Consider the following 25,691-nt stretch of genomic DNA (forward strand, 5'->3'; position numbering starts at 1 on the left):
TCAGCGCAAAGCGCTGAGTCCGCCATCCACCACGATCACCTGCCCCGTGATGTAGCTCGCCTCGTTCGACAGCAGGAACACCGTCGAATAGGCGACTTCCCATCCCGTGCCCTGGCGACCCAGCGGAACGGGCGTGGTTGCCCGCGACGGACGGCCGCGACTCGCAACGCGACCCAATGGCGTGTCCATGAGACCTGGCGCGACGATGTTGGCGCGGATGCCGCGACGCGAGCCTTCGAACGCAACGTGGCGGCACAATCCTTCCATGCCGGCTTTGGATGCATCGTAGGCAGGCACGTTCGTGCCGGGTCGCAGACTGGCCGTCGAGCTGATGAAGACGAGCGAAGCACCGGCGTTGAGATGCGGCATCGCTGCACGTGCAATCAGGAAATGCGAACGGAGATTGACCGCGAACACCTGGTCCCAATGCTGCGGACTCGTACCGGCAAGGCCGCGACCGAGACCGAACCCGACGTTGAGAACCACTCCATCGAGGCCACCCAGCTCGCGCACAGCATCCGAGACGAGCTTCTCGCAGTCTTCTTCCTTGCTCGCGTCCGCTACGATCACGTTCGCGCGACCGCCCTGCGCTTCGATCTGATCGCGCGTGAGCGACGCAGCCTGCGCGTCCCGATCGACGCAACTCACCGTCGCTCCCTCGCGGGCACTCAGTAACGCAATCGCGCGACCGTTGCCGACCGGCGGATCCGGATCGTCGCAAGGTTGCGAGCCGGCGCCGACGACCAGGATGCGGCGGTCGGCGAGGCGACGTCGCGCGGGGGCGAGCCCCCTGGCTTCATCAGGAGTCCAGATGGTGGCGGGGTCGCGCGGTTTGGTGGGGTCGGACATGGGATGACCGGTGACGGGGTGGAACGGTTCGATTGTGATGGCATCACTCGTTCCGCTCATCCCCCATCACGCTTCTTTTCGCTTCAATGCCCAGAGCGCAATGTCGCCCCGGTCCACGAATCCCAGCCTTCGATAGAGCGCCTTCGCTCGTTCGTTGTCCCGGTTCACGTGGAGGAACGGAATGCGGCCTTCGCGCAAGCAGGTGTTGCACAGCTCCGCAACCAGATGCGCCGCGAATCCGCGACTCGTGAAATCGGGGTGTGTGCACACCGCGCTGATCTCCTGGTAGCCATCGGGACACATCCTTTCCCCGGCCATCGCGGCCAGCGTTTCGCCGCAGTAGATCCCGATGTAAGCCCCCATCTCGACCGTGCGCGCCCGGAAATAGCCGGGAAAGACGAGTGCCGTCAGCGCGAGCATTGCGTCGCTGTCCGCTGCCGTGAGCGGGCGGAATTGCGGGCCGGGACGATCTTCGACAGGGGTGCGACAGATCATCTGCGCGATGTGGAATTGCTGGGTTTCCCAGCCCCTGGCCAGCGGCGGAGCAATCCCCAGCAGATAGACGGATTCCCCCGGCGCGACGATCCGGCGCAGGTCTTCATCGGCCTGTTCGTCCGCCGATCCGACCGCCGCGAAGGGCGCGATTTCAGCGGGATATCGGGCCGCCTTGCCCTGAACGATCGCGAGTTTCCCATGGCGCGATACCAGCGACTGCCAGATCGGATTGTCGAGCGGATGCGTCTTCATCTCGGCCCAGATTAGTCGCCGCACTGATTTATGCAACGTGCCCGGCCGCGAACCCGCGCCCTGCGGTAGGATGGCGGGCAGCCGCCGTTGACTCATTTATATGGCTCGGCGCGCGGATCGAGGGGGAACGGAGTTGAAGGGCAAGGCGACATCGCACGACATTGCATACCTCGCCGGGGTTTCCCAGCCGACGGTATCGCGCGCCTTGCGTGGCAGTCCGACGGTCAGCGAAGAGACCCGCAAACGCATCCTCGAGATCGCCCGGGAGCTCAACTACAAGGTCGACAAGAACGCGTCCAACCTGCGTTCGCAGCACTGCGGTACGCTGGCGCTGCTCTTCTTCGAGGATCCGACCCTCGACGATTCGTTCATCAATCCGTTCTTCCTGTCAATGCTGGGCTCGCTCACCCGCGCCTGTGCGGTGCAGGGCTACGACCTGCTGATTTCGTTCCAGCAGCTCTCCGACAACTGGCACACGGATTACCAGGACAGCAACAAGGCCGACGGCATCATCCTGCTCGGCTACGGCGACTATCTCGAATACTTCGCACGCCTCGAACAGCTCGTGCGGAAGGGAACGCATTTCGTGCGCTGGGGCGCAGTGATGCCTGGCCAGCCCGGCATCTCAATCGGATGCGACAACTTCCGCGGCGGCAAGGACGTGACGGAGCATCTGCTCTCGCGCGGCAGAAAGCGCATCGCCTTCGTCGGGCACGCTTCCGATCACTACCCCGAGTTCTTCGAGCGCTATCGCGGCTATTCACAGGCGCTCGCCCACGCGTCTTTGCAGACGCTGCCTGCGCTCCAGATCGATGCGTTCACCACCGAACAGTCAGGCTACGACGCTGCCTGCGCATTGCTCGATCGCAATGCCGGCTTCGATGCGCTGTTCTGCGCGAGCGATCTGATTGCGATCGGTGCGATGCGCGCGTTGCAGGAGCGCGGCCTGCGCATTCCCGAAGACATCGCAGTCGCCGGATTCGACGACATTCCGACGGCGCGCTTCGCAAATCCTTCGTTGACAACCGTCCACCAGGACACGAAGGTTGCCGCGACGCTGCTGGTCGAAAGCCTGCTGAACACTATCCAGGGCGAAGAAGCCGCAAGCCAGACCATCGCGCCTTCGCTCGTGATCAGGCAATCGACCGGCGGTTGAGACGGGAGCTTTGACTGCTTCCGTCACACCCGCGAACGCGGTGGCCAACGGAAATCCCCAAGGGGAGTGTCCATCCCAGTGGCAAGATGGATTCCCGCTTTCGCGGGAATGACGGATAAGTCCCATGCGAACAAGAGGGCTGACCGAATGAACCTGCACCGCTGTCTGCTGGCCTGCATGTCGATTCTCCTCGCGTGCGCATCAGTTCGCTCGCAAGCACAGGCTCCTTCGGCGACGGAAGCCCAGGAAATCGCAGCCGAGGCCTACGTGTACGCCTACCCGATGGTCATCGCCGAACTGACGCGGCGCGTGAGCCTCGGCGTGAGAGGCGTGCCGATGAATCAGTTCGATCATCGCCGCGCCTTTCCGGACGCCAACTTCACGGCCATCGTGCGGCCGAACGCCGATACGCTCTACTCCATCCTGTGGTTCGACCTGTCGCGCGAACCACTGATCATCAATGTGCCGGACAGCGCAGGACGCTACTACCTCCTGCAGATGATGGACATGTGGACGGACACGTTCGACGTGCCCGGCAGCCGCACCACGGGCAATCACGCGCAGACGCTCGTGCTAGCGACGACCGACTGGAAAGGTGAGATTCCGGCCGGCGCCCTGCTCATCCGCAGTCCGACTTCGATGGGCTGGATCATCGGCCGCGCGCAGACGAACAGTGCCGCCGACTACGCGAACGTCCACAAATTCCAGAACGCTTTGACGGCATCGCCGCTGAGCCATGCAGGCAAGAGCTACACGCCGCCGAAAACTCCGGTACCCGCGGATTGGGACGTACGCACGCCTCCGGTCGTACTGATCGATCGCATGAATGCGGACACGTTCTTCTCGCTCTTCGCCGAGCTGATGAAGGTCAATGCGCCGCACGTGAACGATAATCCGATCCTGCATCGCATCGCCCGTATCGGACTCGCACCGGGCAGGTCCTTCTCCTTCGCTTCGCTGCCTGCCGAGATCCAGCAGGCGGTGCAGGCTGCAATCGGGTCGGCGCAAGGTACGATCAAGCGGGGCCTCATGAGCTCCGGCGTTCGCCAGAACGGCTGGCGAACCAATCTCACGGGCATCGGTACCTACGGCACTGACTATCGCGCGCGGGCGTCGATCGCTTTCGGCGGACTGGGCGCCAATCCGATCGAGGACGCCATCTATCCGACGGCACTGATGGATGCGGACGGCCAGCCCTTTTCGAGCGACCGGCGCTACACGATTCACTTCAGCAAGGAGCAGCTGCCGCCGGTGCGCGCATTCTGGTCGCTGACGCTCTACGACCAGCGGCAACTCTTCACCGCCAATCCGATCAATCGCTATGCGATCGGTGATCGTGACCCGCTCAGGCTCAATGATGATGGATCGCTCGACATCCATATCCAGCGCACCTCGCCAGGCGCCGACAAGGAAGCGAACTGGCTGCCCGCCCCTGCAAGCGGTCCCTTCTCCATGAACCTGCGCCTCTACTGGCCGGAGCCAGCAGCTCTCAATGGCGGCTGGTCGCCTCCCCCCGTAAAGAAATTGCAGTAGCGGGAGCCCGCGACCGGCGAACAGCGGAACGATGCCGGCCGATGGCCCGGACCCGGGCTCGTTCAACGTTGAATGAATGATACGCTGCGCACGAACAGCGGCGCGCGGGATCGCCGGCCTGCACGAATCACAACGGGGAGTATCCAGAATGACCAACATGGAACTGGCCATCGCGCTGATCACTTCGCCCAGCGCCGCCTTCGCCGATCTCAAAGAGAAACCGAAGTTCTGGTTTCCGCTGCTGGCGGTGCTCATCAGCACCGTCGCCGTCCTCATCTGGTACTACAGCTTCGTCGATTTCGACTGGCTGGTCGACCGCATGATGAGCGCGGATACGCGGACGCAACAGATGCCCGAGGAGCAGCGCAACCAGGCCATGGCGATGATGAAGCCCGGCTTCCTCATGTGGTCTTCCGTCATCAGCGTGATCATCTTCGTCACCGCGGCGCGAGCGCTCGAAGCGCTCTATTTCTCGCTTTCCGGGAACATCACCAACGTCCGGCACTCCTACAAGCAGTGGTTTGCGCTGAGCTGCTGGACGAGCCTTCCGCACATCATCGGTACGCTTGGAATGGTGGCGTTCCTGCTGACCTCCAGCACGAACCAGGTCAGCAACGAAGAACTGCAGCTGCTGTCGCTGAATGAGCTGATCTTCCACGTGCCGCTCGGAGGCAAGGGCTACGTGCTGCTGTCGAGCCTGACGATCATCCATCCGTGGGTGTGGTGGCTCACCGTCGTCGGCGTCCGCGTCTGGACCCAGCGCTCGTGGCTGTTCTCGACGGTGTTCGGCCTGCTGCCCTCGATCGTCGTCTATGGGGTCTGGGCGCTCATCGCGTTCTCCTGATCCGCGCCGCCAAGGACGCTTCGATGCAACGCAAGAAATGGGTTCCGTTTGCCGTCATCGCCGCACTGGTCGTCATTCCGGTGGCGCTCAAGCTCCTGCGCAGCGAAGAAGCCAAGGCGGTGGAAGCGCAGAACGTCGCGATGCGTGTTCTCTCGCCCTCCATTCTTGCGTCCGGCACGCTGGTCTATGAAAGCGAGCGCAAGCTCGTGTCGGAAGTCATCGGCCGCGTCGAGAACGTTCTCGTCCATGAAGGCGACCAGGTCAAGACCGGGCAACTGCTGCTGCGACTCGATCCCGCCGCCTCGCTCGCCCAGATCGCGCGACTGGAAGCGGCGCGAGCCCAGTCCCAGCTCAATATCGAGCGCCAGCAGGTGAACCTGCGCACGCAGGAAGCGAAATGGAGGCGGCATGAGTCGTTGCGCGAGAAGAACCTCATCGATCAGAACACCTACGAAGAGATCTCTGCCCAGCGGGATCTGGCGCAAGTGGAGCTGAACACGAGTCGCGCGATGCTGCGTCAGACCGAGGCACAAATGAAGGAGGCGCGCGAGCAGCTTGCGAAGACGGAAATCCGCTCGCCGATCAGCGGCAAGGTCACCGCGATCTTCATCGAAACCGGCGAGACCGCCGTGCCGAGTGCGATGAGCATCGCAGGGTCGGACCTGATGATCGTCGCCGATACGGCCAGCCTGTATGCGGAAGTGAACGTTGACGAGACAGACGTGGCCCGCGTCGGCGTCGGACAGGAAGCGAAGATCGTTCCCGCCGCATTTCCCGACAAGGCATGGGCGGGCACTGTCGAGCAGGTCGCGATCTCGCCGCGCCAGAACACGGGACAGGCCAAGAACTACGCGGTGAAGATCCGCCTCGCGGCGACAGAGGAAATGCAGTTTCATCCCGGCATGAGCTGTCGCGCCGAGATCTCGACGCGCCGCGAGAACGCCAAGAAGACCGTCGCCGTTCCGGTTCAGGCGGTGAAATACGAACCGTCGGAAGACAAGGACGCGAAAGCCAAGGCCAGCGTCTTCGTCGTTGCCGACGGCAAGGTGAAGCAGCGCGCAGTGGAAACAGGCACGGCCGATGACATGTACATTGAGATTCAGCGCGGCCTGAAGGAAGGCGAGACCATCGTCACCGGACCGGCCAAGACGTTGCGGTTCCTGCGCGACGGCGAAGCAGTGACTGTCACCGCTCCCGAGGAATCCGCAGCCAGCGATGCAGCCGACCCGGCTCCGAAGCGATGATCCGCCTCGAGAGCATCGGCAAGGTCTACACGCTCGGCGACAACGAGTTCGCCGCGCTGACCGACGTCGATCTGCACATCGCCCGCAACGAGTTCGTTGCACTGACCGGAGCTTCGGGCTCCGGCAAGTCGACGATGATGAACATCCTCGGCTGCCTCGACAGCCCGACGACCGGCAGCTATTCCCTGGACGGCGAGGCGGTCGCGGGCTTGAGCGAAGACCAGCTCGCGGGTGTGCGCAATCGCAAGATCGGATTCATCTTCCAGAACTTCTATCTGATGCCGCGCTTCACCGCGCTCGACAATGTCGCCCAGCCTTTGATCTACCGCGGCCTCTCGCCTTCCGTTCGTCGCGAACGTGCACGCGAAGCCCTGGCGCGCGTCGGACTTGCCGACCGCACGCATCACAAGCCGAATGAACTGTCAGGCGGCCAGCGTCAGCGCGTCGCCATCGCACGAGCACTCGTCGGACACCCGGAGCTGCTGCTCGCCGATGAACCTACCGGCAATCTCGACAGCCGCACCGCTCGCGAAATCATGGCCCTGCTGACGCATCTGCACAGCGAAGGCGTCACACTCATCATCGTGACGCACGATCCGGGCATCGCATCACATTGTCATCGCGTCGTCCGCCTTCACGACGGCCGCATCGCGGAAGACTTCCAGCAGCAGCCGGCTCCGATCGAACCGCCCGCTGCGACCGTCGCCGCACACTCCCCGGCCGAGAGACCCGCATGAGTGCGTCGGCCGACAGCGCCAATCGATTTCAGTCCTCGTGGTACGCGATGCAGGAATGCCTGCGCTCAGCGTTGTCGAGCATTCGCGCCCACGGATTGCGCAGCTCCCTCACCATGCTCGGCATCGTGATCGGCGTGGCCTCGGTGATCTGTGTCATCGCACTCGTGCAGGGACTGTCGCAGTCGATCTCCAATCAGCTGCAGGGACTCGGCGGCAGCACACTGACGCTGCGCTCGCATACGCCGCTCGAAGATCAGCTGCGCGGCAAGCGCAACCGCCTGAAGCTGAAGGATCTGGAAGAACTGCGCTTCCGCATCGACGGAATCAGCAATATCACGCCGCTCGTGTTCGCCGGTCAGGGCATGGGCTCACAGATTCGCTACGGCGCCAACACGGCGTCCGGTCAGATGTTCGGCACGACATCGAACTACCAGGACGTGCAGAAGATCTTCCCGAAGACCGGCCGGTTCCTGACGGAGAGCGACGACGCCAGCCGTCGCCGCGTCGTCGTCGTGGGCGAGCAGATGCGCAAGGACCTGAAACTGCCGGAAGACCCGGCCGGCGAATTCGTGCAGATCGGCAACGAATGGTTCAAGGTCGTCGGCGTGCTGGAGCCGCGAGGCGAAATGTTCGGCATGAGCCAGGACAACTACCTGCTGATGCCCTTCCGCACGGCCCTGGCCGTGAACGGCGTCGTGCTCGAACCCGATCTGTGGATCACGTTCTCCGTCAACGATCTCGAAGCGTTGGAGAGCACGAAGCTGCGCGTCGCGATGCTCATGCGCCAGTTGCATCAGATCGGCCCGAAACAGCCCGACGACTTCGTCGTCGAGGCGTCCGACATGATCGCGAAGACGTTCAAGCAGATCTCGACCACGATCACGCTCGTCGTCGCGGGCATCGTCGGCATCTCGCTGCTCGTCGGCGGCGTCGGCATCATGAACATCATGCTGGTGTCCGTCACCGAGCGAACCCGCGAGATCGGCATCGCCAAGGCGCTCGGCGCACGACGCCAGTACGTGCTGATGCAGTTCCTCATCGAAGCGATGGTGCTCGCCATCATCGGCGGTCTCATCGGCATCGCGATCGGCTTCGGCCTCGGCTACGGCATCGCGCAATCGATTCCGGACTTTCCACCGCCCTCCGTTCCGTGGTGGGCAGTCACCGGCGCATGCGCGTTCTCGGGCCTCATCGGCGTGATCTTCGGCATCCTGCCCGCGAGCAAGGCCGCGAATCTGGCGCCGATTGATGCGTTGAGGTACGAGTAGGACGGAATCAGGCGGAGAGGCGAGCCGCTTCCGACGACCGTTCGGCAGTGCGGAATGCTCTACATTGCATCTGCCTCGGATACCACCACATTGCTGAACGCGTGGTTGTCCGATTCGAAGGCGGGTAAGGATGTTCTGAACTCGATCCGCGTATAGGTCGTCGCACGGAAGTGAATGTTCACGTAAGTGCTGAGGGTCCCGGGCGTCGCCAACTGTCGCTCAGCGATCAAACGCAGGACGTCGCGGCCGGTCACGGTCGCGATGAGCCGGCCATCTCTGAAGAAGCGCAGCTCGTTGTACTCATCGATCGAGCCCCAGTAGAGCCCGTAGTAGTTGTAGCTGACCCCCGGCTCCGCGATGAACGCCGCCGCAGTCGGTTTGACAGAGTAGTAGGGCGTCTTGTCACCGTTCGGCTGAGTCGAGCCGGGGACCGAACCAGTCACGATTCGCCCCGCTCCCGAGTAGCGAGCAAGTTTCCTATCGTCGAAAGTTTCAACTCGCGCTCCCGCGACGCGCGTCGTCATGCCTTCGCTCAGCTCGACGAGAGGATCAGCGTGGGCCGCTGCCGAGCCGCCGGACGCGGCAGCGAGTAACAGACTCAGAACGTTCATGCGCATGCGATCGGCACCTTCTGGTCGCGGCTGCAATCACCACCGCGTACGCCCAACCCAACAACTAGTTCGCTCCACCAAGAATCAGATCCGCACCCTGATCTGTAACCGCCTTCTCCACCCACTCCGCAATATCAGCGTTGCCGACATCTGATATTGCCTCGAGATACGCGGCCCTACTCACGACACTCTCGTTGCTGGATGCACGCCCGAGATGGTTGCGCCAGACCGCATAGAGGCCATCGTTCTTTGTGGCGAGTCGTATCCTCGAATCGATCGCGAGGTTGATCAGCATTCCGCAGCTGTATGCGACATCGAATGTTCCCGCAGCGATGGCCTCGCGAACTGACCTGCCCTTGAGAAGCTCCCGGCACTTGCCGCGTGCCTCGCCTTCGGCGGACTGCACGTACGCGCTGGCATCAGCGCTCAAGGCCATGGCAGCGAACGCCTCGGCAGAACCCTCGGTAATCCAGTCGTCGCCCGATGTCGTGGATGTGTGCCGTTGATATAGGTGGGCCGCCTCGTGCGCGAAGTGCCAGGCAAGCTCGTCCGGGAAATTGGGCTTCTCCATCTCCGCAGGCCACTTGCTGCCGTAGAAATGGATGAAGACCTGCGCTGGCAGCACACCGCCTTGTCGACCCCACCCCTTCGGATGCGACACGTCGTAGGAGACGAAGAGCATGGGACGTGTCGGCAGAGCACCCAGCTTTCCAGAGAACAGGTGCATGAACTCAGGCAATTGCTCGAGCAGCTGAGCGCGGATTCGCTCGGGAAGCGCCGTGTCGATGACGGCAATGAAATCGTCGGTCTGCTGTGGAACATTGTTGCCGACGTAGACGGAACGCCCGTCGCCTCCATCGACCCAGTGCGCCTGCGCCTTCATCGCCTTGCCATTGAGGATGATCTGATCCTCTGTCGCCGCCCAGAGAGACATCGACCACGATGCGTCATCGGGACAGCTGTCCTGACACGCAAAGAAGCGCCCCGTGTGAAACAGCATTCCTCCATCACCGAATGGCGAAAACGGTGCGTAGTTTTTCGGCAGTACGCTGTACGTTGGGCTCATCCGGAAGCGGACAGTGCTGAAATGAGCGCCGTCCTTGCGCCGCGCAACTTCTCCGCGATCCGTGGTGACAATTTCGAAGCCTTGATCGGGCAGCCACGTCCGGACACGTGAATCGTCGGGAGAGAATTTGAATTCGACCTTGTCCACCGGCTGTGCGAAGTCATACCTGACTTGCCATTGCTTGCCACGCAACGCCGTAACGAGTATTTCCGGAGCTGGAGAAGCAGCCTGCACCACGGTCGAAGCAATGCATGCGATCGCCAGGAAGAACTGCGCAATTTTCATGCTGGACCCGCCATCTCTTTTGTTGTCAGTGTTCCGTAGCTCAACAGACGTGCGGGCGTGACTGAACAGGACATGCCGCGACCGCAGACAGTAGCTCAGCCGCCTTCCTTCCGGCCACCTGTCATTCGTAAGCTGATGCGCGTGACCGACGGCATGGCCTGCCCAGGTACGTGGGTTCCCTCATGTGCGGGTCAATCTAGCGCTTGCCGTCCCGGCAGGTCGCGAAGAAGATGCGCATGATGAAAACGACTGCGCTGCCCCTCGTGCTGGCCCTCATGCTGGTTTCCCTGATCTGCGCTGGATGCGCGACGACAGGGGGCACCGCCGATGAAGAAGAGCCGCCGGTAATTGACGCAGAAGGCGTTCCTGCAGCCGAAGCGGCTCCTGTCGAGCCGACCCCGACCGAAGCCGGCGCTGTCGTCGCGGACACAGGTTCCAAGCAACAGGAAGGCGAGGTACCGCTGGCCGTCGCCGAATCGGAGCAACCGGAGGCGCCTCCCGAGGAAGTCGTCGTCCAGGGCCGTCGTCACGAGGTGATCCACGACCTAGTCGCCGAAGCGCAGGCACTGCTGGAGAATGTAGAACTCCAGTACGTCTTCACCGGCAAGGGAAAGAACCAGGTCCTCCGTGGTCGCCCCGTTGCTTTCGCGCTGTGGAGCGAAACGAAGCAGGAATGGTCTGTCGCGCAGATCGAGCTCCCGCGCCCGCCGATCAAATGGAAGCCCGGCCGCAAGCCCCTGCCCTTTCGCAACCTCACGCCTGATATCCAGGCACGACACGTGAAGGGCACCGGCGCCGAGCGACTGATGTTTTCTTTCTCCCAGGACGGCGTTCCCCTGAAAGTGTACGGACGCAAGTTCCCTGTCTTCGACAACAACCTCATCAAGCGCAGGCAGTGGCGCGCCGTCGCGCAGACCGCGAAGCCGATCGTCTATCTGCCCTTCACCGAAGACACCTTCGATCCCGGCTTCGTCGCCGGCGGCAAGGATTTCCTGATTGCCACGGCACGCCAGGCGATCGAAGAACTGCGTCTCGCAAAGGTGCCGAGCGCGGCGTTTCCGGGAGAGTTGCTCGCCGATTCCATCCCCATCCAGGTCATCACGACGCTTGCGGTCATCGAGCAGACGGATGACAGGGACTATGTGGAGAAGCAGGGGCTCGCCTTCGACGAGGTGCTGAGCCAGTACGGCCTCAAGCAGGAGGAGGCGTATCGATACAGTGTCTCGAGCGCAAACGCGATCGGACCGATGCAGTTCACCAACCGCAGGGGAAACGGCACGTATTCACTCGTAGTCAGACGTTGCCGTGGCGCGAAGCTGGATCCGAACTTCGAGCGCGGCGCAACGAATCTGTTGAACGCCATGAAGGCCGCGGTCTGTCTGCTGGATCTCGAACTGGCGGCGATGCGCTCGGACATTCGCACTGCATACGTCGCCAATCCGGCCGTGCTGGGCATCTTTCCGGTCGCCGCATACAACGGCGGACCGCGCAACGTCACCAAGCTCTATCGTGTCCTGACCCGGATGAAGGTCGACCTCGACGAACTGAGCCGCCCGGGGGAGCACCCCGAAGGGTCCAACGTGAAGTGTCCCTGCGTGTGGAAAGCGGAAGGCGAGAACGTTCGTCCGGTGACGATCCCGAAGTACAACAACGAGAACCGCTGGTACATCGAGAAGTACCAGAGCATCGTGAGTCTGTTTGAGTGAGACGGCGCGGGAGTGCGCCCGCGACCGCAAGCAGACAATTGGCCTACTGCTCCGCGAGCGATGCGCTTCGTGTACGCGAGTAGCGCACGACTAGGTAGATGAGCAGGCCAGGAGGCCCGAAGATGTATGTTGCAACGAGCGGCACAACCATCCACCCTGCGTGAATGCCGAGTCGACGTGCGTCGCGCGACTCCCAAGCGCCGATAAAAAGATCGAACAGCACGAGCTGGAGCCAGATCGCCAGCGAGAACCAGGGACTGTCCAGCAACAGCATGAAACCGTGGAGCGAACCGATGTCCGCGCCCTCCGCTGCGGCAGGTCGCACCACAACCATGATGGTGACGGCCGCACTGTAAAGCACGGGAATCCAGATGCTGTGAATGAGGCGCTCGGTCCAACGCCATTCCGGCGCGACGATCAGCAACAGCCAGGCAGGAAGCAGCAAGACATTGGAGAGCAGATAGATGAGCTCGAAGTGCTGCATGACTCACTCCTCGATGAACGCCGCGCGTTGTAGCGCAGGTTCGTGAGCCAGGAAAAGTCTGTCGCACCGCTGGCGGATTTGTTTATGATGGTCGCAAGCTGAAGAACGGCGCCAGCCGCTCGATCGACGCCGCAAGGCGCTTCAAATGCAGCACGAAGCGCATGATTCAAAACACTATCTTCCCATCGAGCCCCGTGTCGCGGGTCACTCAGCTACCTGTCACCAGCTCGCGCGACTTTGAATACGCTTTGCACTTCTGTTCTGAAGTGCAGGCGTTGCGACCAAAACCTCCGCAGTCAGGTTGCAGCCTTGCGCCTCCATCGGCCATGAATGCAGCGGGGAACTACGGCAAGTGAGCAGGTCCTTCGGCACCTTCGACTACGTCATCGTCGGCGGCGGCACCGCGGGCTGCGTGCTTGCGAACCGGCTGAGCCGCGATCCTGACGTGAGCGTGCTGCTGCTCGAAGCCGGCGGCAAAGACGACTGGATCTGGATTCACATCCCTGTCGGCTATCTCTATTGCATCGGCAATCCGCGAACGGATTGGTGTTATCGGACGCAAGCAGAAGCCGGATTGAACGGTCGCTCGATTCTCTACGCGCGAGGAAAGGTGCTGGGCGGCAGCTCATCGATCAATGCGATGATCTACATGCGTGGCCAGGCGCAGGACTACGACGGCTGGTCGCGGATCACCGGCGATTCGCGTTGGTCCTGGGATCGTTGCCTGCCTTTCTTCAAGCGCGGCGAAGATCACTGGCGCGGCGGCGATGAGTTTCATGGACACGGCGGTGAGCTGAGGGTCGAACAGCAGCGATTGCGCTGGGACATTCTCGATCGGTTCGCCGATGCCGCCGAACAAGCAGGCATCCCGCGCACCGACGATTTCAATCGCGGCAACAATGCCGGCGTCGGCCGTTTCGAAGTCAATCAACGGCGCGGCATCCGGTGGAACGCGCGCAAGGCGTTCCTGCAACCCGTTCGGCATCGGCCGAATCTGAAGATCGTCACCGGGGCGGTCATCGATCGCGTGTCGTTCGATGGATTGCGCGCGACCGGCGTCGAGTTCCTGCTCGACGGCGAACGTCAGCTCGCGACCGCGCGAATCGAGACGGTGCTGGCCGCCGGCTCCATCGGTTCTCCAGCCATTCTCGAGCGCTCCGGCATCGGCGATCCGCGGCACCTGCAATCACTGGGCGTCGCCGTGCGCCATGCGCTGACCGGTGTCGGCAACAACCTGCAGGATCATCTGCAACTGCGGATGATCTTCAAGACTCATGGGATCCGGACGCTGAACCAGTCCGCTCACTCGCTGTGGCACAGAGCGATCATGGCATTGCAATTTGCACTGCTTCGCACAGGGCCGCTGACAATGGCGCCGAGCCAGCTCGGTGCGTTCGCGAAGTCGGACGAGAGAGTGCTCACGCCGGATCTGCAGTATCACGTCCAGCCGCTGTCGCTCGACAAGTTCGGTGACCCGCTGCATCGCTTCGCGGCCTTCACGGCAAGCGTTTGCAATCTGCGACCGACATCGCGCGGCGATACGCACATCGTCGCTGCCGATCCCCTGTCGTCACCCGGCATCTCGCCCCGATATCTCAGCACTGACGAAGACCGGGACGTCGCCGCGCGCGCTTTGCGATTGACGCGCCGCATCGCTTCGATGCCTGCGCTTGCGCCATATCGACCCGAGGAGTTTCTTCCGGGACCCCGGTTCGGGACCGACGCCGAACTCGCGGCCGCGGCGGGCGATATCGGCACGACGATCTTCCACCCCGTCGGAACGTGCCGCATGGGTCGCAGCGATGATGAGAGCGCTGTCGTCGATCCGCGACTGCGGTTACGGGGCATCAAGGCGCTTCGGGTGGTCGATGCGTCGGTCATGCCCACGATCACGTCCGGCAATACCAATGCCCCGACGGTGATGATTGCCGAGCAAGGAAGCGTCATGCTCATCGAGGATCGCCGGCGCTGAGCGTGTGACGTAACGACGGACCCATTTGCCTCGCAGTGCGTTGTAGGCCTGAAACCGCTCCCGCCGTCGATTCCAGGTGCCACATGCGCAGCCTCATCCTTCTGGCCATCGTGTCCTTGACCGCCGCCTGCTCGATGCCGCCGGCGCGGGAACCCCGCGAATTCCTCGACGAGCAGACGACCGCCACCATCACAGCCGCCTCCGAGCCGCTGATCCTGGTCGGCGAATCCTCGGGTCCGGCCCGCCGGGAACTCGAGCGCAACCGGGACTACCTGGAGATCTACGGCATCGACGTCAACAAGATGGGCAGCCATCGTCAGTATTTCGCCGTCATGGCCTGGTACGCGCCGGATGCGACGACGGGCACCGCGCCGACGCTGACCCTGAACCTCGGTCGCGAAACCATCGAACTGACCGCGGCAACGGAAGAACCGCGAACCCTCGGCATCTCCCAGCCGCTCGCACCGCCCTACTCGAAAGCATCGATGTGGTGGTATTTCCCGACCGATACGGCGACCCTGAAGAAAGTGGCAGCGTCCGGAGATCTGAGCGCAACGCTCACTACGCCGTCGCAACGGCTCGCGTACGTTGTGTTTGACGATGGGCGGCCGCAGTTGGCGGAGCTGACGTCGGTCCTGCGCTAGGAATGGGCTGCTGGCGGTCGGCCAGAAGCGCTATTCCCCGCTGCCGTAGGGCCTCGTGATGATCTCGAGGTAATGCCCGCTCGGATCGTTCCAGTACACGCCCCGCCCGCCATCGTTGCGGTTGATCTCGGACGGACGCGAGTGCATCGGATCCGCCCAGTACTCGAGGTTGCGCGACCGGATGCGCTCGAAGATGGCGTCGAACTCCTCCTCGCTCACCAGGAACGCATAGTGCTCGATGGGCATGGCCTCATCGGAATGCTGGAAATCCAGCGTCACGCCGTTGTCGAGCGAGACGGCCCAGAACGGCCCGAAGCGGACCGGCGCCTTCACGCCGAGAATCTCGCTCAGGAACCTTGCCGAGGCTTCGGCGTCACGGGCAGGGACGATGGTGTGGTTGAGCTGGATGGGCATGAGTCGGGCCTATGGTGCCGCCGGCACCGTCGTCGCGTGCTCCGCTTGCGGATTCGCCACTCTCAGTACGGCAAGGCCGGCAATGAACAGGCTCGCTCCGCCGATCACGAGCGCATAGATCGGCTGGCCGCCGGCGAAGGCTCGAAGCATGAAGCCGAGCACACTCGCCGCGAGCAGCTGCGGAATCACGATGAAGAAATTGAAGATGCCCATGTACACGCCCATCTTCGCAGCGGGCAGGTTGTTGGACAGCAAGGCATAAGGCAACGACACGATCGACGCCCACGCGAAGCCGACGCCGATCATCGCCACGATGAGGAACTGCGGATCGCGGATGAATACGAACGACGCCAGCCCCAATGCACCGAGCCAGAGATTGATGAGGTGGCTGACGCGCAGACCGAATCCGCGCACCATGAATGGAATGACAATTGCTGCAATCGCGGCGAACCCGCTGTACGCCGCGAACAGGACCCCCACCCAGTTGGCGCCCTCGTTATAAGCAGCCGATTGCGGATCGGTGGTGCCATAGTGAACCTGCGTAACACCTGACGTCGTGTAGATCCACATCGCGAACAGCGCAAACCACGAGAAGAACTGCACGACCGCGAGGCGGCGCATGGCAGGCGGCATTTCGTGGAGATCCGACATGATCGCCGTGAATGCGTTGCGACGCTGCCAGGCACTCAGCACGAGCAGCGCGATTCCGTAGACGATCAGTCCAGCGGCGAGCAGATAGAGCTCGGCCTCGAGCGACTGGAAGTAGATCAGCGCAACCGCGAGCACGCCGGCCATCAGCCATAGGACCCCGTCGCGGCGCGCCCTGCCGGTGTTGATCTTCGGCTCCTCGACCGTCCCCGCGTCGTCGAAGCTGTTCAGCACGTCCGGTGGGTACTCGCGCGTACTGAATACTGTCCAGCCCACTGCCGCGAACAGGATCGCGCCGCCGGCGTAGAACGCGTATTTGACCGTATCCGGAATCGCGCCCGCCTCCGCAGTGTTCTCGACTCCGAATCGCGCCAGAATCCACGGCAGCAGACTCGCGACCACCGCGCCGATGCCGATGAAGAAGCTCTGCATCGCATAGCCGGCCGCCCGCTGCTTCGGAGGCAGCTGATCCCCGACGAAGGCGCGGAACGGTTCCATCGACACGTTGATCGACGCATCGAGAATCCACAGCACGCCTGCCGCAATCCACAGCGTCGGCGAGTTCGGCATCACGAACAGCGCGAGCGTCGTCAGGATGGCGCCGAAGAGAAAATAGGGCCGGCGACGACCGAGCCGGTTCCAGGTGCGATCCGAGTAGTACCCGACGATGGGCTGGACGATCAGCCCGGTGAGCGGCGCCGCGATCCACAGAATGGGGATCTCGTTCACGTCCGCGCCCAGCGTCTGGAAAATCCGGCTCACGTTCGCGTTCTGGAGCGCAAAGCCGAACTGGATGCCGAGGAACCCGAAACACATGTTCCAGATCTGCCAGAAGGACACCCGCGGCTTGCTCGTCATGCTTACTCCGCTGCGCAGATCACATAGCCGAACGCGTCGAGTTCGACACGCACACTCCCAGGCGCCCACGGCTTTGCGCAGTTGCCGTGCAAAGACTTCAAGGCCGCTGTGTGCGGATCGATCTCCACGTTCGCTTCGAGCCGTGCATTCGACGTGTTGAACGCAATCACGATCTCCCGGCCGGATCCGGGATCGAAGCGCGACACCGCGAAGAGTCCCGGCTTGTCGCCGAAGTTGCGAAGCCGCTGCTCTCCCCGGCGCAGCGCCGGCTGTTCGGCTCGCAGTTTCGCCAGTTGCGCGATCGAACGGAAGAGCGGGTGCGACATGTCGAAGTTGCTCCGCGCCATCGTAGCGCTCGTGCCGACAAGGCGATTGTCGTTGTACGAAGCGACGAGGCTCGGGAACATGTCTTCGCGGGCGTCCTGGTCGTTGCCGTCGCCCGCGAATCCCTGCTCATCACCCGAGTAGATCACTGGCACGCCACGCAAGGTGAAGAGCATGGCGTGAGCGAGGGTCGTGCGCTTCAGCACTTCGTCGTCACTCGCGGCGGGATAGCTCTTGCGGACAAAGTGGGCGAAGCGCCCGTTGTCGTGATTGCTGATGAACGTCGGCAGCCGCAGCCCGCTGGCCTTGCCGCCTTCGTACAGATCATCGGCGCTGAACAGCCGCACCCATTCCTGCGTTCCCTTGTCGCCGGCCACTGTCGCCAGCGCTGCCGCACGGAATGCGAAATCGATGACCGAAGGCAACTGATCGACGCGCGTCGCCCTGGCAAGCAGCGCCGGATCGATCTGTTCCGTGAAGACCTCGCCGAAGATGTGAAAATTGGGGATGCCGCGCAAGTGCGCCCGGCTCAGCATCGCCGGCGTGAAGCGTTGCCAGAACTCCGGGTTGACGTGCTTCGCCGTGTCGATGCGGAAGCCATCGACACCCATGTCATCGATCCAGCGCCCGTAGATCTCGATGAAGCCGTCGACGACTCGCGGGTTCTCCGTCATCAGGTCGTCCAGCCCCGCGAAATCGCCGAAGGTGATGCTCTCGCCTTCGAAAGTCGTATTGCCGCGGTTGTGATACCAGATGGGGTCGTTCAGCCATGCGGGAGTTTTCGCGTTGAACTCCGCTTCGGGCACGAACGGCGAGTATGCGTAATCCGCCCGCTTGAGGCGCGCGAAGTTCTCCGCCGTCTGCACGCTCTCGCCGAGGAAGCCCTCGTTGATCGACTCACCGCCGAGACCGCCGCGCCGTGAGTACGGAAAGTCGGCGGCTGAGCGGAACACACAACTGCGCGCCGGGCATTCGCGGTACGCGATCACGTCGGCTGTATGGTTGGTGATGATGTCGAGATAGACCTTCAGTCCGCGCGTATGCGCTGCATCGACGAACGTGCGCATCTCGGCGTTCGTGCCGAAGTGAGGATCGACACGCGTGAAGTCCGTGATCCAGTAACCGTGGTAGCCCGCCGATTCCTGTCCCGGCGCGCCTTGCACCGGTTTGTTCTTGTAGATCGGTCCGAGCCAGATCGCCGTCGCGCCAAGCGCCTGAATGTAGTCGAGACGCCTGATGAGGCCTGCGAGATCGCCGCCGTGATAGAACCCTTTGTGCGCCGGATCGAAACCAGTCTCGAGCCGGTCGCCCTTCAGTCCGCCGCGATCGTTCTTCGGATCGCCGTTCTCGAACCGGTCCGGCAGCATGAAGTAAATGATCTCGTCTTCTGGGAGGCGGTCGCGAAAGCCCCCGGCGGCGAGCGAGTCATGCGCGACGAAGATGCCGAGCAGGAGGGTGAGGAGTGCGTATCGCATGCGGGACATTGTAGTGAGTCCCTCCCCCGCTCGCGCGGGGGAGGGCCAGGGAGGGGGGGCAGCCCTGGACGATCTCACAGCCGATAGTTGAGACCGAGCAGGTACTGTCTTCCGTACTGCTGGAAGTCCTGCTGGCGTGTCTCGATCACCGAATAGGCGATGTACGGCTCGTTGGTGATGTTGTTCACCTGGAACAGGATCGACAGTCCCTCCAGCGCACCGCTGCTGAACTCGTAGCCGAGCTGCGCGTCGGTGATCTGATCGCCCTTCACGTACTTGAACGCACGGTCGTTGGCGAAGTTCGTCACCTCACCGATGTACTCCGAGCGAGCGCGCGTTGCGACACGAGCGGAGAAGCCCGAGTTCTCGTAGTAGAGGGTTGCGTTCCAGACCGTTTCCGACAGGCCCGGCAGCGGAATGTTGCCGAGGCCGTTGCCGCCGGTGAACTGGTTGTTGGGCGGATCTTCGATACGGATGCTGCTCTCGGTCTGCGAGATGCTGAGGATCGCACCGAAGCCGGTGAGCGCGTCGGTGAACAACTCGCCCGTCAGCGACAACGACAGTTCCAGGCCCTTCAGGTTGCCGCCATTGCCATTCACGGGTTGCGTGAAGCGCCCGGTCGGCGAAGGTGTGACACCTGGCATGAAGTAGCCGGGAGGCAGCGTCGCCAGGAACTCGGAGAAATCGTAGTCAGCTACCGTCTGCGCGTAGATGTACGTCTTCAGATCCTTATAGAAGCCGGCGAGCGAAACGTAGGCGTTCGTGCCGAAGTACTTCTCGTAAGAGACGTCATAGGCATATGCCCGCCACGGATCGAGCTGCGGATTGCCGCCCGAGCCGCCCGGCAGGCCGGTGGCCGCGTCGTAACCCATTTCGCTCGATGCCTTCAGCTGATCCATGCGAGCGCGGGCGATTTCCTTTGCGACGCCCACACGCACCGCCTGTTCGGACGGCATCATGAACGCGAGATTGATCGCGGGCAGGACGTCGGTGTAGTCCTTGCCGTCGGAGTAAGGCACCGGAGTGCCGTTCTCGATGCGCAACGCATCGGAGCTTTGATCGGTCTGCACGACCTGCACACCGACATTGCCGCGCAACGTCACGCTCGACGAGATGTCGTGCTCGAGATTGCCCTTCAGGTAGCCGGTCGTGACCTCTTCCGTCACTGCCCAGTTCTTGCCGACCAGGTACGAGAAGCCAGGCTGATCCGGCGTGCCGTAGACGATCGGGTTGAAGTAGTCGCGCAGAACGCCCGCGACATCCCATGCAAGCGTCGGATTCGCATTCGCGTAGGACAGATTCGTCGGCGCCAGCAGATGCTCCGCACCCACCTGGTAGTAACCGCCACCGATCGTCGACAGGCCGCCTTCCGGCTGCAGCTTGTCCTTCGTGCGATCGGAATAGTTGGCGCCCACTGCGACGTCCTTGAGCCAGCCGCCAAACTCGCGGACCACATCGATGCGGGCCGACTTCAGTTCATCCTCGACGTGCGGGATCTTGCTGTAGCCCGAACCGTAGATCGTCGGGCCGAGGCGAACCGCGTTCGGGTCGGCATAGTTGAGATCGAAGTTCAGCGTCGGCATGTCGTCGCGGAACAGCTCGAAATAGCCGGAATCCGGAATGTTCGAGGTGCCGCCGGCAACGTACTGCGCGTTCGTCTCGTACTGCCTTTCGTCGCGCTCGGCCTTCGAGTAGCTGACGTCGGCGATGAACGTCCACTGGCCGGCGGTCCATTTGTTGTTCCAGCCCGCGGCGATGATCTCGTCCTCGGTCTCGAACAGGAAGTTGCGGGCGAGCGGGACGCGGTTCAGCAGGTCGCCGCCGATGACCGTGTCGTCCACGATGATCGCGTTCGCGAAGCCGGGACCGGAGATCGGGTAGTTGCCCAGGTTCACTTCCAGGCTGCGCGCGTTGTCGGTCTGCTTGCGCTTCGTGTAGTAGAGATCGAGCACCGTTTCATACGATTCGCTCGGGCGCCACTGGATCGCGGCCATTGCGCCGTCGCGCTTGTTTTCGCCCATGTCGCTGCGAACCTTCATGCCGTTCGTCACATAGACGCCCAGCGGCACTTCAGGGTGATAGTTGAATCCGTCCACCGCCGGATCGTTCGCGTGCCACGGCTCATAAGTGCCCGCGCCTTCGATCGCGAGCGGCGACTCTAGGTGCGCGAAGCCGAACGTAAAGCCGAGCGTGTTGTCGAGGAACTGATCGATGTAGGAGAAGCTGGCGCGATAGCCCATTTCATCGGAGTCCGCGCCCATGTCGTCCTGCGAGTTCATTTCGCCACGAACGTTCATCACGATGGCGCGGCTGGGCATGTCGAGCGGACGCGTCGTCCGCAGGTCGATGGTGCCGGCAAGGCCCTGCCCCACGAGCTGCGCATCCGGGGTCTTGTAGACCACGACCGAGCTGAGCAGCTCCGAGGGATACTGGTCGAACTCGATGCTGCGGTTGTCGCCGGTGCTGACCTGTTCGCGGCCGTTCAGCAGTGCAGTGGTGAATCCTGGGTCCGTGCCGCGGAGGCTGATTGCCGAGGCGCGTCCTTCCGCACGCTGCGACGTCAGGCCCGGCAAGCGGGACAGTGAGTCCGCGATGCTGGTGTCCGGCAACTTGCCGATGTCTTCCGCGGAGATTGCTTCGACGATGCTGCCGGAATCGCGCTTCAGCACGATGGCATCTTCGATGCCGTGCCGGATGCCCGTGACGACCACGGTCTCGAGTTCCTGCGTCGAGGCCTCCGCGGCGATGGCGGTGTTCATGCCCAATGACAGGACGAGTGCGCAACTCATCCATGCCGCCGGGTGCTTCGCGAGTGCCCGCCGCACTGCACCTGCGATCTGCGTCTGCGTAGAAGTATTCATCGTCATTCCCCCATTTACGGACGGCGCCTGCGAGCGCCAGTAGATTCATCGGATCGAAGTAAAGAACCTGTTGTCAGCGCTTCCCTGCTGCGAATCGAATTGCCGCGCCGCCGCCGGCTGCGAGCGGCAGTGTCAATGTGTCATCGCGCGTCACATCACGCGTCTCGATGGCGATGGCATGCGGATTGGTGCGCCAGTCCGCACCGTCGCCGTCGCGATAGATCTGCGCCCGGTAGCGACGACCCGCATCGAGAAAGTCGAGCTTCACCGTCAGCGTGCGGGCGTTCTCGTCGGTGACGCTGCCGAGATACCAGTCGTCGCTGTTGCGGTCCTTGCGGGCGACCGTCGCGAAATCACCGACCTCGCCATTGATGCCCCGCGTCTCCGCCCAATCGGTCGGCACGTCCTTGATGAACTGGAAAGGCTTCGGATAGCGCGCGTAGTTCTCGGGAAGATCCGCGGCCATCTGGATCGGGCTGTAGAGCACGACGTACTGCGCGAGCTGCTTCGCGGTCGTGGACTGGATCGGTTGCCCGCCTTTGCCGACGAGGCTCAACACACCCGGCGTGAAATCCATCGGGCCGGCGAGCATGCGGGTGTACACGAGAATCGGTTCGTGCTCGGGCGGATTCGGCGGCGAACCCCAGGCGTTGTATTCCATGCCGCGTGCCCCTTCGCGAGCAACCCAGTTCGGGTAGGTACGACGCAGCCCCGTGTCCTTGATCGGCTCATGCGCGTTGATTGCGATGCGTCGCTTCGCCGCTTCCGTCACGACCTTCAGGTGATGACGCGACATGACCTGGCCGTCGTGCCATTCGAAGCGGGTCGTGCCGTCCGCGGCCTTCGCCTTCACGCCACCTGCGTCGGCAACGTAGCCCGTCTTGACGGAATCGATGCCGAGGCGCTGGTAGAGGTCGAGGCCCGCTTCCAGCTGCGCCTCGTAGTGAGCGATGTTCGCCGACGTCTCGTGATGGCCGATCAGGCGCACGCCCTTCTTCTTCGCGTACGCAGCGAGCGCTTCGATGTCGAAGTCCGGATACGGCTCGGTGAAGCTGAAGGTCTCGCCGTTCGCGAACCAGTCGCCTTCCCAGCCCTTGTTCCAGCCTTCGACGAGAACGCCGCGAAAGCCGTTCTTCGCCGCGAAGTCGATCATGCCCTTCGTGTTCGCCGTCGTCGCACCGTGATTGGGGCCCGCTTCCCACGTCTGCGTGCCCAGGTGCATGCCCCACCAGATCCCGACGTACTTGAACGGCTTGACCCACGACACGTCGCCGAGCTTGTTCGGCTCGTTGAGATTCAGGATCAGATCGGACATCAGCAGCGCCGATGCGTTGTCGCCGATCTGCAGCGTTCGCCACGGGGTGTTGAATGGCGCGCTGCGGACGACCTTCGGGCCCGACGACGATGGCGACAGATTCGCCTTCAGTCGCTGGCCGCTGACGCGACGCAGCCACATCGCCGAATAGTCGACTAGCGCCGCTTCGTGGAATGCGATGTGCAGCCCATCCTTCGTGCGGATCGTGACTGGCGTATGCGCCTGGCCGATGTTCTCGAGCGCCGTCGTGTTGTAGAGATATTCGTAGCGGTTCCATTCGCCCGCGGGAATCCACCATGCTGTCGCAGGATCGACGACAGCAAATTCGGTGAGCTCATCGATGATCGCCACGCGCTTGAGCGAAGCCTGGTCCGGGAACTCATAGCGAAATCCCACGCCGTCGTCATAGACACGGAAGACCACGTCGAGACTGCGCTTGAGCGGCGTCTTCTCCGTCAGGCGGACCTTCAGCTCGTTGAAATGGTTGCGGATGAACCGGCGCTCGCCCCACGGTTGTTCCCATGTGTCGTCGCTGCCGCGCGTCGCTTGCGATTCGATCCGGAAGTTGCGCTCGAGCTTCGGCGCGTCGGCAAGAATGAAGCCGAGACGGGATTCTTCGATGAGAGGGCGACCGTTGCGGGCGATCGTGTACTCGGGGCGACCTTCGCCGTTCACGCTGACGCTCACGCTGAGCACACCGCCCGGCGATGCGATCGACGCGCGATTCTCCTCAGCTGCGTATGCCGACGCGTGCAGAGCGACGATCGCGAGCACGACGAGCCGGCGGATTCCGCAAGCGAATCTCATGCATCCCCCTTTCTTCGAATGGCGGTCATCGTAGGACCGCCGTGCGAGCGGGAACAATGCCCTGCATACGTATTCATGATCCGTCGCGATTCGCAAAATCGATTCGGGAACTGCGTAGGGGCCTTCGTCATAACGTCAGGCCGCAAACACGACACCGTACGCGGGCAACGTGAGCCGTCCTCCATCGAGCCTGCCTTCGACCAGACCCACGCACTCGACCTGCTTGCGCTTCAGATCAGGCAAAGCGATTTCGATGGGCTGCGCCGACAGATTGAAGGCGGCGAAGAGCGTCGTGGCCTCGTGGGTGCGCTCAAAGGCAACGAGAGGTTCGGGGACATCGAGGAACCGGATATCTCCGGACAGCAGCACGGGCTGCTCTCTTCGCCAGCGCAGGAACGCGCGGAAATTGTTCAGTGTGGAACGACGATCTGCGTTCTGCCGCGCAACACTCAGCGTGCGGTGCTCCGCCGCAAGCGGCAGCCAGGGAGCAGCAGCGCTGAAGCCACCATGCTCGGTGTCGTTCCACGGCATCGGAGTCCGGCAACCATCGCGACCCTTGAAGTTGGGCCAGAACGTGATGCCGTAAGGATCACGCAACGATTCGAACGGCACATCAGCTTCGGGCAACCCGAGCTCCTCGCCCTGGTAGATACAGGCGGAGCCGCGCAGCGAGCACAGCAGCGCAAGAAGCTGATTCGCGATGTGCGGGGACGGCTTCGGTCCGCCCCAACGCGTGACGACGCGCTGTACGTCGTGATTCGAGAGCGCCCAGCACGGCCAGCCCTCGGCCATCTTCGATTCCAGCGTTTCCACCGTCGTTCGCAGATGCGCGGCCGTTGCGTCGTCCGACAGCAGCTCGAAGCTGTACGCCATGTGCAGCCGGCTGCTGTTCGTGTACTCCGCCATCGTCGCCAGCGAATCCTCCGATGAGATCTCGCCGAGCGTCGTCGTGTTCGGATAGCGATCGAGCAGCGCGCGCAGCTCGCGCAGGAAATCCAGGTTCTCCGGCTGCGTGTTGTCGTAGTGGTGATACTGGAATGCGTACGGATTCTCGGGGCGGAATCCACGACCCACACGATGCTCTCGGGGCTTCGGCGGATTGTTCCGGAGCAACGGATCGTGGAAACAGAAACTGATCGCATCGAGGCGGATGCCGTCGACGCCCTTGTCCAGCCAGAACCTGACGTTATCGAGCACGGCCTCGCGCACTGCGCGATTGTGGAAGTTCAGATCGGGCTGGCTCGCAAGGAAATTATGCAGGTAGTACTGGCCGCGGCGTGGATCCCACTGCCACGCGGAGCCGCCGAAGATCGAGAGCCAGTTGTTGGGCGGTGTGCCGTCTTCAGCTGCATCGGCCCACACATACCAATCCGAGTACGGATTGTCGGCGCTCAGCCGGCTCTGCCGGAACCATTCGTGCTCCGACGAGGTGTGGCTCAGGACCTGATCGATGATGACCTTGAGCCCGAGCGAATGCGCCTTCGCGAGCAGCCGGTCGAAATCGTCCATCGTACCGAACAACGGATCGATCGCCCGATAGTCGGCAACGTCGTAGCCGAAATCCGCCATCGGCGATTTGAAGAACGGCGCGATCCAGATCGCATCCACGCCGAGACTCGCCACATGGTCGAGATGTTCGATGATGCCCGGGAGATCGCCGACACCATCGGCGTTGCTGTCGCAGAAACTGCGCGGATAGATCTCGTAGATCACCGCACCGCGCCACCAGGGCGGCTGAGTCATGTCGTCCCCCAAACATCATCGTTGTTCGGGGCGAAGCTTAGTCACTCAGCAGCTGGGAGTTCGAGGGGCTGCATACGTATTCATGGAAGCCTGCTAGCCA

The 25,691-nt window shown here is 62.7% G+C and carries 20 protein-coding genes; 9 read left to right on the forward strand and 11 right to left on the reverse strand.

Annotated elements, in window-relative coordinates; translation table 11 throughout:
• Both HNQ60_RS23970 and HNQ60_RS28180 read right to left on the reverse strand, forming a co-directional pair.
• Entirely contained in the window at positions 1-849 is an 849-nt protein-coding gene (locus tag HNQ60_RS23970) for an SDR family NAD(P)-dependent oxidoreductase (RefSeq protein WP_184335311.1), read from the reverse strand.
• A gap of 66 nt (positions 850-915) precedes the next feature.
• Positions 916-1,620 carry a GNAT family N-acetyltransferase gene (locus HNQ60_RS28180; protein WP_221304415.1) on the reverse strand — a complete coding sequence of 235 codons (705 nt, stop codon included), beginning with the start codon at positions 1,618-1,620 and terminating at the stop codon, positions 916-918.
• A 76-nt stretch (positions 1,621-1,696) separates the two neighbouring features.
• On the opposite strand from HNQ60_RS28180, the gene HNQ60_RS23980 reads away from it, so the two are divergent.
• From HNQ60_RS23980 to HNQ60_RS24005, 6 genes are all read left to right on the forward strand, one after another.
• The gene (locus HNQ60_RS23980; RefSeq protein WP_184335312.1) at positions 1,697-2,752 is read left to right on the forward strand and encodes a LacI family DNA-binding transcriptional regulator; all 1,056 of its coding nucleotides are present in this window, start codon (positions 1,697-1,699) and stop codon (positions 2,750-2,752) included.
• Between the two features lie 147 nt (positions 2,753-2,899).
• On the forward strand, positions 2,900-4,285 hold the full coding sequence (locus HNQ60_RS23985) for a DUF1254 domain-containing protein (RefSeq protein ID WP_184335313.1): 1,386 nt from the start codon (positions 2,900-2,902) through the stop codon (positions 4,283-4,285).
• Positions 4,286-4,433: 148 nt separating this feature from the next.
• Positions 4,434-5,129 carry a YIP1 family protein gene (locus HNQ60_RS23990; RefSeq protein WP_184335314.1) on the forward strand — a complete coding sequence of 232 codons (696 nt, stop codon included), beginning with the start codon at positions 4,434-4,436 and terminating at the stop codon, positions 5,127-5,129.
• A 23-nt stretch (positions 5,130-5,152) separates the two neighbouring features.
• Positions 5,153-6,373, forward strand: a complete 1,221-nt coding sequence (locus HNQ60_RS23995) for an efflux RND transporter periplasmic adaptor subunit (RefSeq protein WP_184335315.1) — start codon at positions 5,153-5,155, stop codon at positions 6,371-6,373.
• On the forward strand, positions 6,370-7,110 hold the full coding sequence (locus tag HNQ60_RS24000; protein ID WP_184335316.1) for an ABC transporter ATP-binding protein: 741 nt from the start codon (positions 6,370-6,372) through the stop codon (positions 7,108-7,110). The genes HNQ60_RS23995 and HNQ60_RS24000 overlap by 4 nt, the downstream gene beginning before the upstream one ends.
• Positions 7,107-8,378: an ABC transporter permease gene (locus tag HNQ60_RS24005; protein ID WP_184335317.1), complete on the forward strand. Its 1,272-nt coding sequence runs from the start codon at positions 7,107-7,109 to the stop codon at positions 8,376-8,378. The genes HNQ60_RS24000 and HNQ60_RS24005 overlap by 4 nt, the downstream gene beginning before the upstream one ends.
• Positions 8,379-8,437: 59 nt before the next feature.
• Here HNQ60_RS24005 and HNQ60_RS24010 read toward each other — a convergent pair whose 3' ends face one another.
• Positions 8,438-8,989 (reverse strand): Npun_F0296 family exosortase-dependent surface protein, encoded by a 552-nt coding sequence (locus HNQ60_RS24010; protein ID WP_221304416.1) that lies wholly within the window; start codon positions 8,987-8,989, stop codon positions 8,438-8,440.
• Positions 8,990-9,053: 64 nt separating this feature from the next.
• Entirely contained in the window at positions 9,054-10,340 is a 1,287-nt protein-coding gene (locus HNQ60_RS24015) for a hypothetical protein (RefSeq protein WP_184335319.1), read from the reverse strand.
• Positions 10,341-10,576: 236 nt separating this feature from the next.
• Between HNQ60_RS24015 and HNQ60_RS24020 the strand changes: the two genes are divergently transcribed.
• The gene (locus HNQ60_RS24020) at positions 10,577-12,046 is read left to right on the forward strand and encodes a lysozyme family protein (protein WP_184335320.1); all 1,470 of its coding nucleotides are present in this window, start codon (positions 10,577-10,579) and stop codon (positions 12,044-12,046) included.
• Between the two features lie 43 nt (positions 12,047-12,089).
• On the opposite strand, the gene HNQ60_RS24025 is transcribed toward HNQ60_RS24020, so the two are convergent.
• On the reverse strand, positions 12,090-12,530 hold the full coding sequence (locus HNQ60_RS24025) for an ABA4-like family protein (RefSeq protein WP_184335321.1): 441 nt from the start codon (positions 12,528-12,530) through the stop codon (positions 12,090-12,092).
• Positions 12,531-12,882: 352 nt separating this feature from the next.
• On the opposite strand from HNQ60_RS24025, the gene HNQ60_RS24030 reads away from it, so the two are divergent.
• Positions 12,883-14,502: a GMC family oxidoreductase gene (locus HNQ60_RS24030; RefSeq protein WP_184335322.1), complete on the forward strand. Its 1,620-nt coding sequence runs from the start codon at positions 12,883-12,885 to the stop codon at positions 14,500-14,502.
• An 83-nt stretch (positions 14,503-14,585) separates the two neighbouring features.
• On the forward strand, positions 14,586-15,146 hold the full coding sequence (locus tag HNQ60_RS24035; protein WP_184335323.1) for a hypothetical protein: 561 nt from the start codon (positions 14,586-14,588) through the stop codon (positions 15,144-15,146).
• 30 nt (positions 15,147-15,176) lie between these two features.
• Here HNQ60_RS24035 and HNQ60_RS24040 read toward each other — a convergent pair whose 3' ends face one another.
• The 6 genes from HNQ60_RS24040 to HNQ60_RS24065 all read right to left on the reverse strand — a co-directional run bounded on the left by HNQ60_RS24040 (position 15,177) and on the right by HNQ60_RS24065 (position 25,591).
• The gene (locus HNQ60_RS24040; RefSeq protein ID WP_184335324.1) at positions 15,177-15,560 is read right to left on the reverse strand and encodes a VOC family protein; all 384 of its coding nucleotides are present in this window, start codon (positions 15,558-15,560) and stop codon (positions 15,177-15,179) included.
• A 9-nt stretch (positions 15,561-15,569) separates the two neighbouring features.
• On the reverse strand, positions 15,570-17,066 hold the full coding sequence (locus HNQ60_RS24045; RefSeq protein WP_184335325.1) for an MFS transporter: 1,497 nt from the start codon (positions 17,064-17,066) through the stop codon (positions 15,570-15,572).
• A gap of 2 nt (positions 17,067-17,068) precedes the next feature.
• Positions 17,069-18,865 carry an alpha-amylase family glycosyl hydrolase gene (locus HNQ60_RS24050; RefSeq protein ID WP_184335552.1) on the reverse strand — a complete coding sequence of 599 codons (1,797 nt, stop codon included), beginning with the start codon at positions 18,863-18,865 and terminating at the stop codon, positions 17,069-17,071.
• 74 nt (positions 18,866-18,939) lie between these two features.
• Entirely contained in the window at positions 18,940-21,726 is a 2,787-nt protein-coding gene (locus HNQ60_RS24055; RefSeq protein ID WP_184335326.1) for a TonB-dependent receptor, read from the reverse strand.
• A 73-nt stretch (positions 21,727-21,799) separates the two neighbouring features.
• Positions 21,800-23,848, reverse strand: coding sequence for a glycoside hydrolase family 97 protein (locus HNQ60_RS24060; protein ID WP_184335327.1), 2,049 nt, complete (start codon positions 23,846-23,848; stop codon positions 21,800-21,802).
• Positions 23,849-23,983: 135 nt separating this feature from the next.
• On the reverse strand, positions 23,984-25,591 hold the full coding sequence (locus HNQ60_RS24065) for an alpha-glucosidase family protein (protein WP_184335328.1): 1,608 nt from the start codon (positions 25,589-25,591) through the stop codon (positions 23,984-23,986).
• Positions 25,592-25,691: the final 100 nt, after the last annotated feature.

Source organism: Povalibacter uvarum (assembly GCF_014202975.1).
GTDB lineage: Bacteria > Pseudomonadota > Gammaproteobacteria > Steroidobacterales > Steroidobacteraceae > Steroidobacter > Steroidobacter uvarum.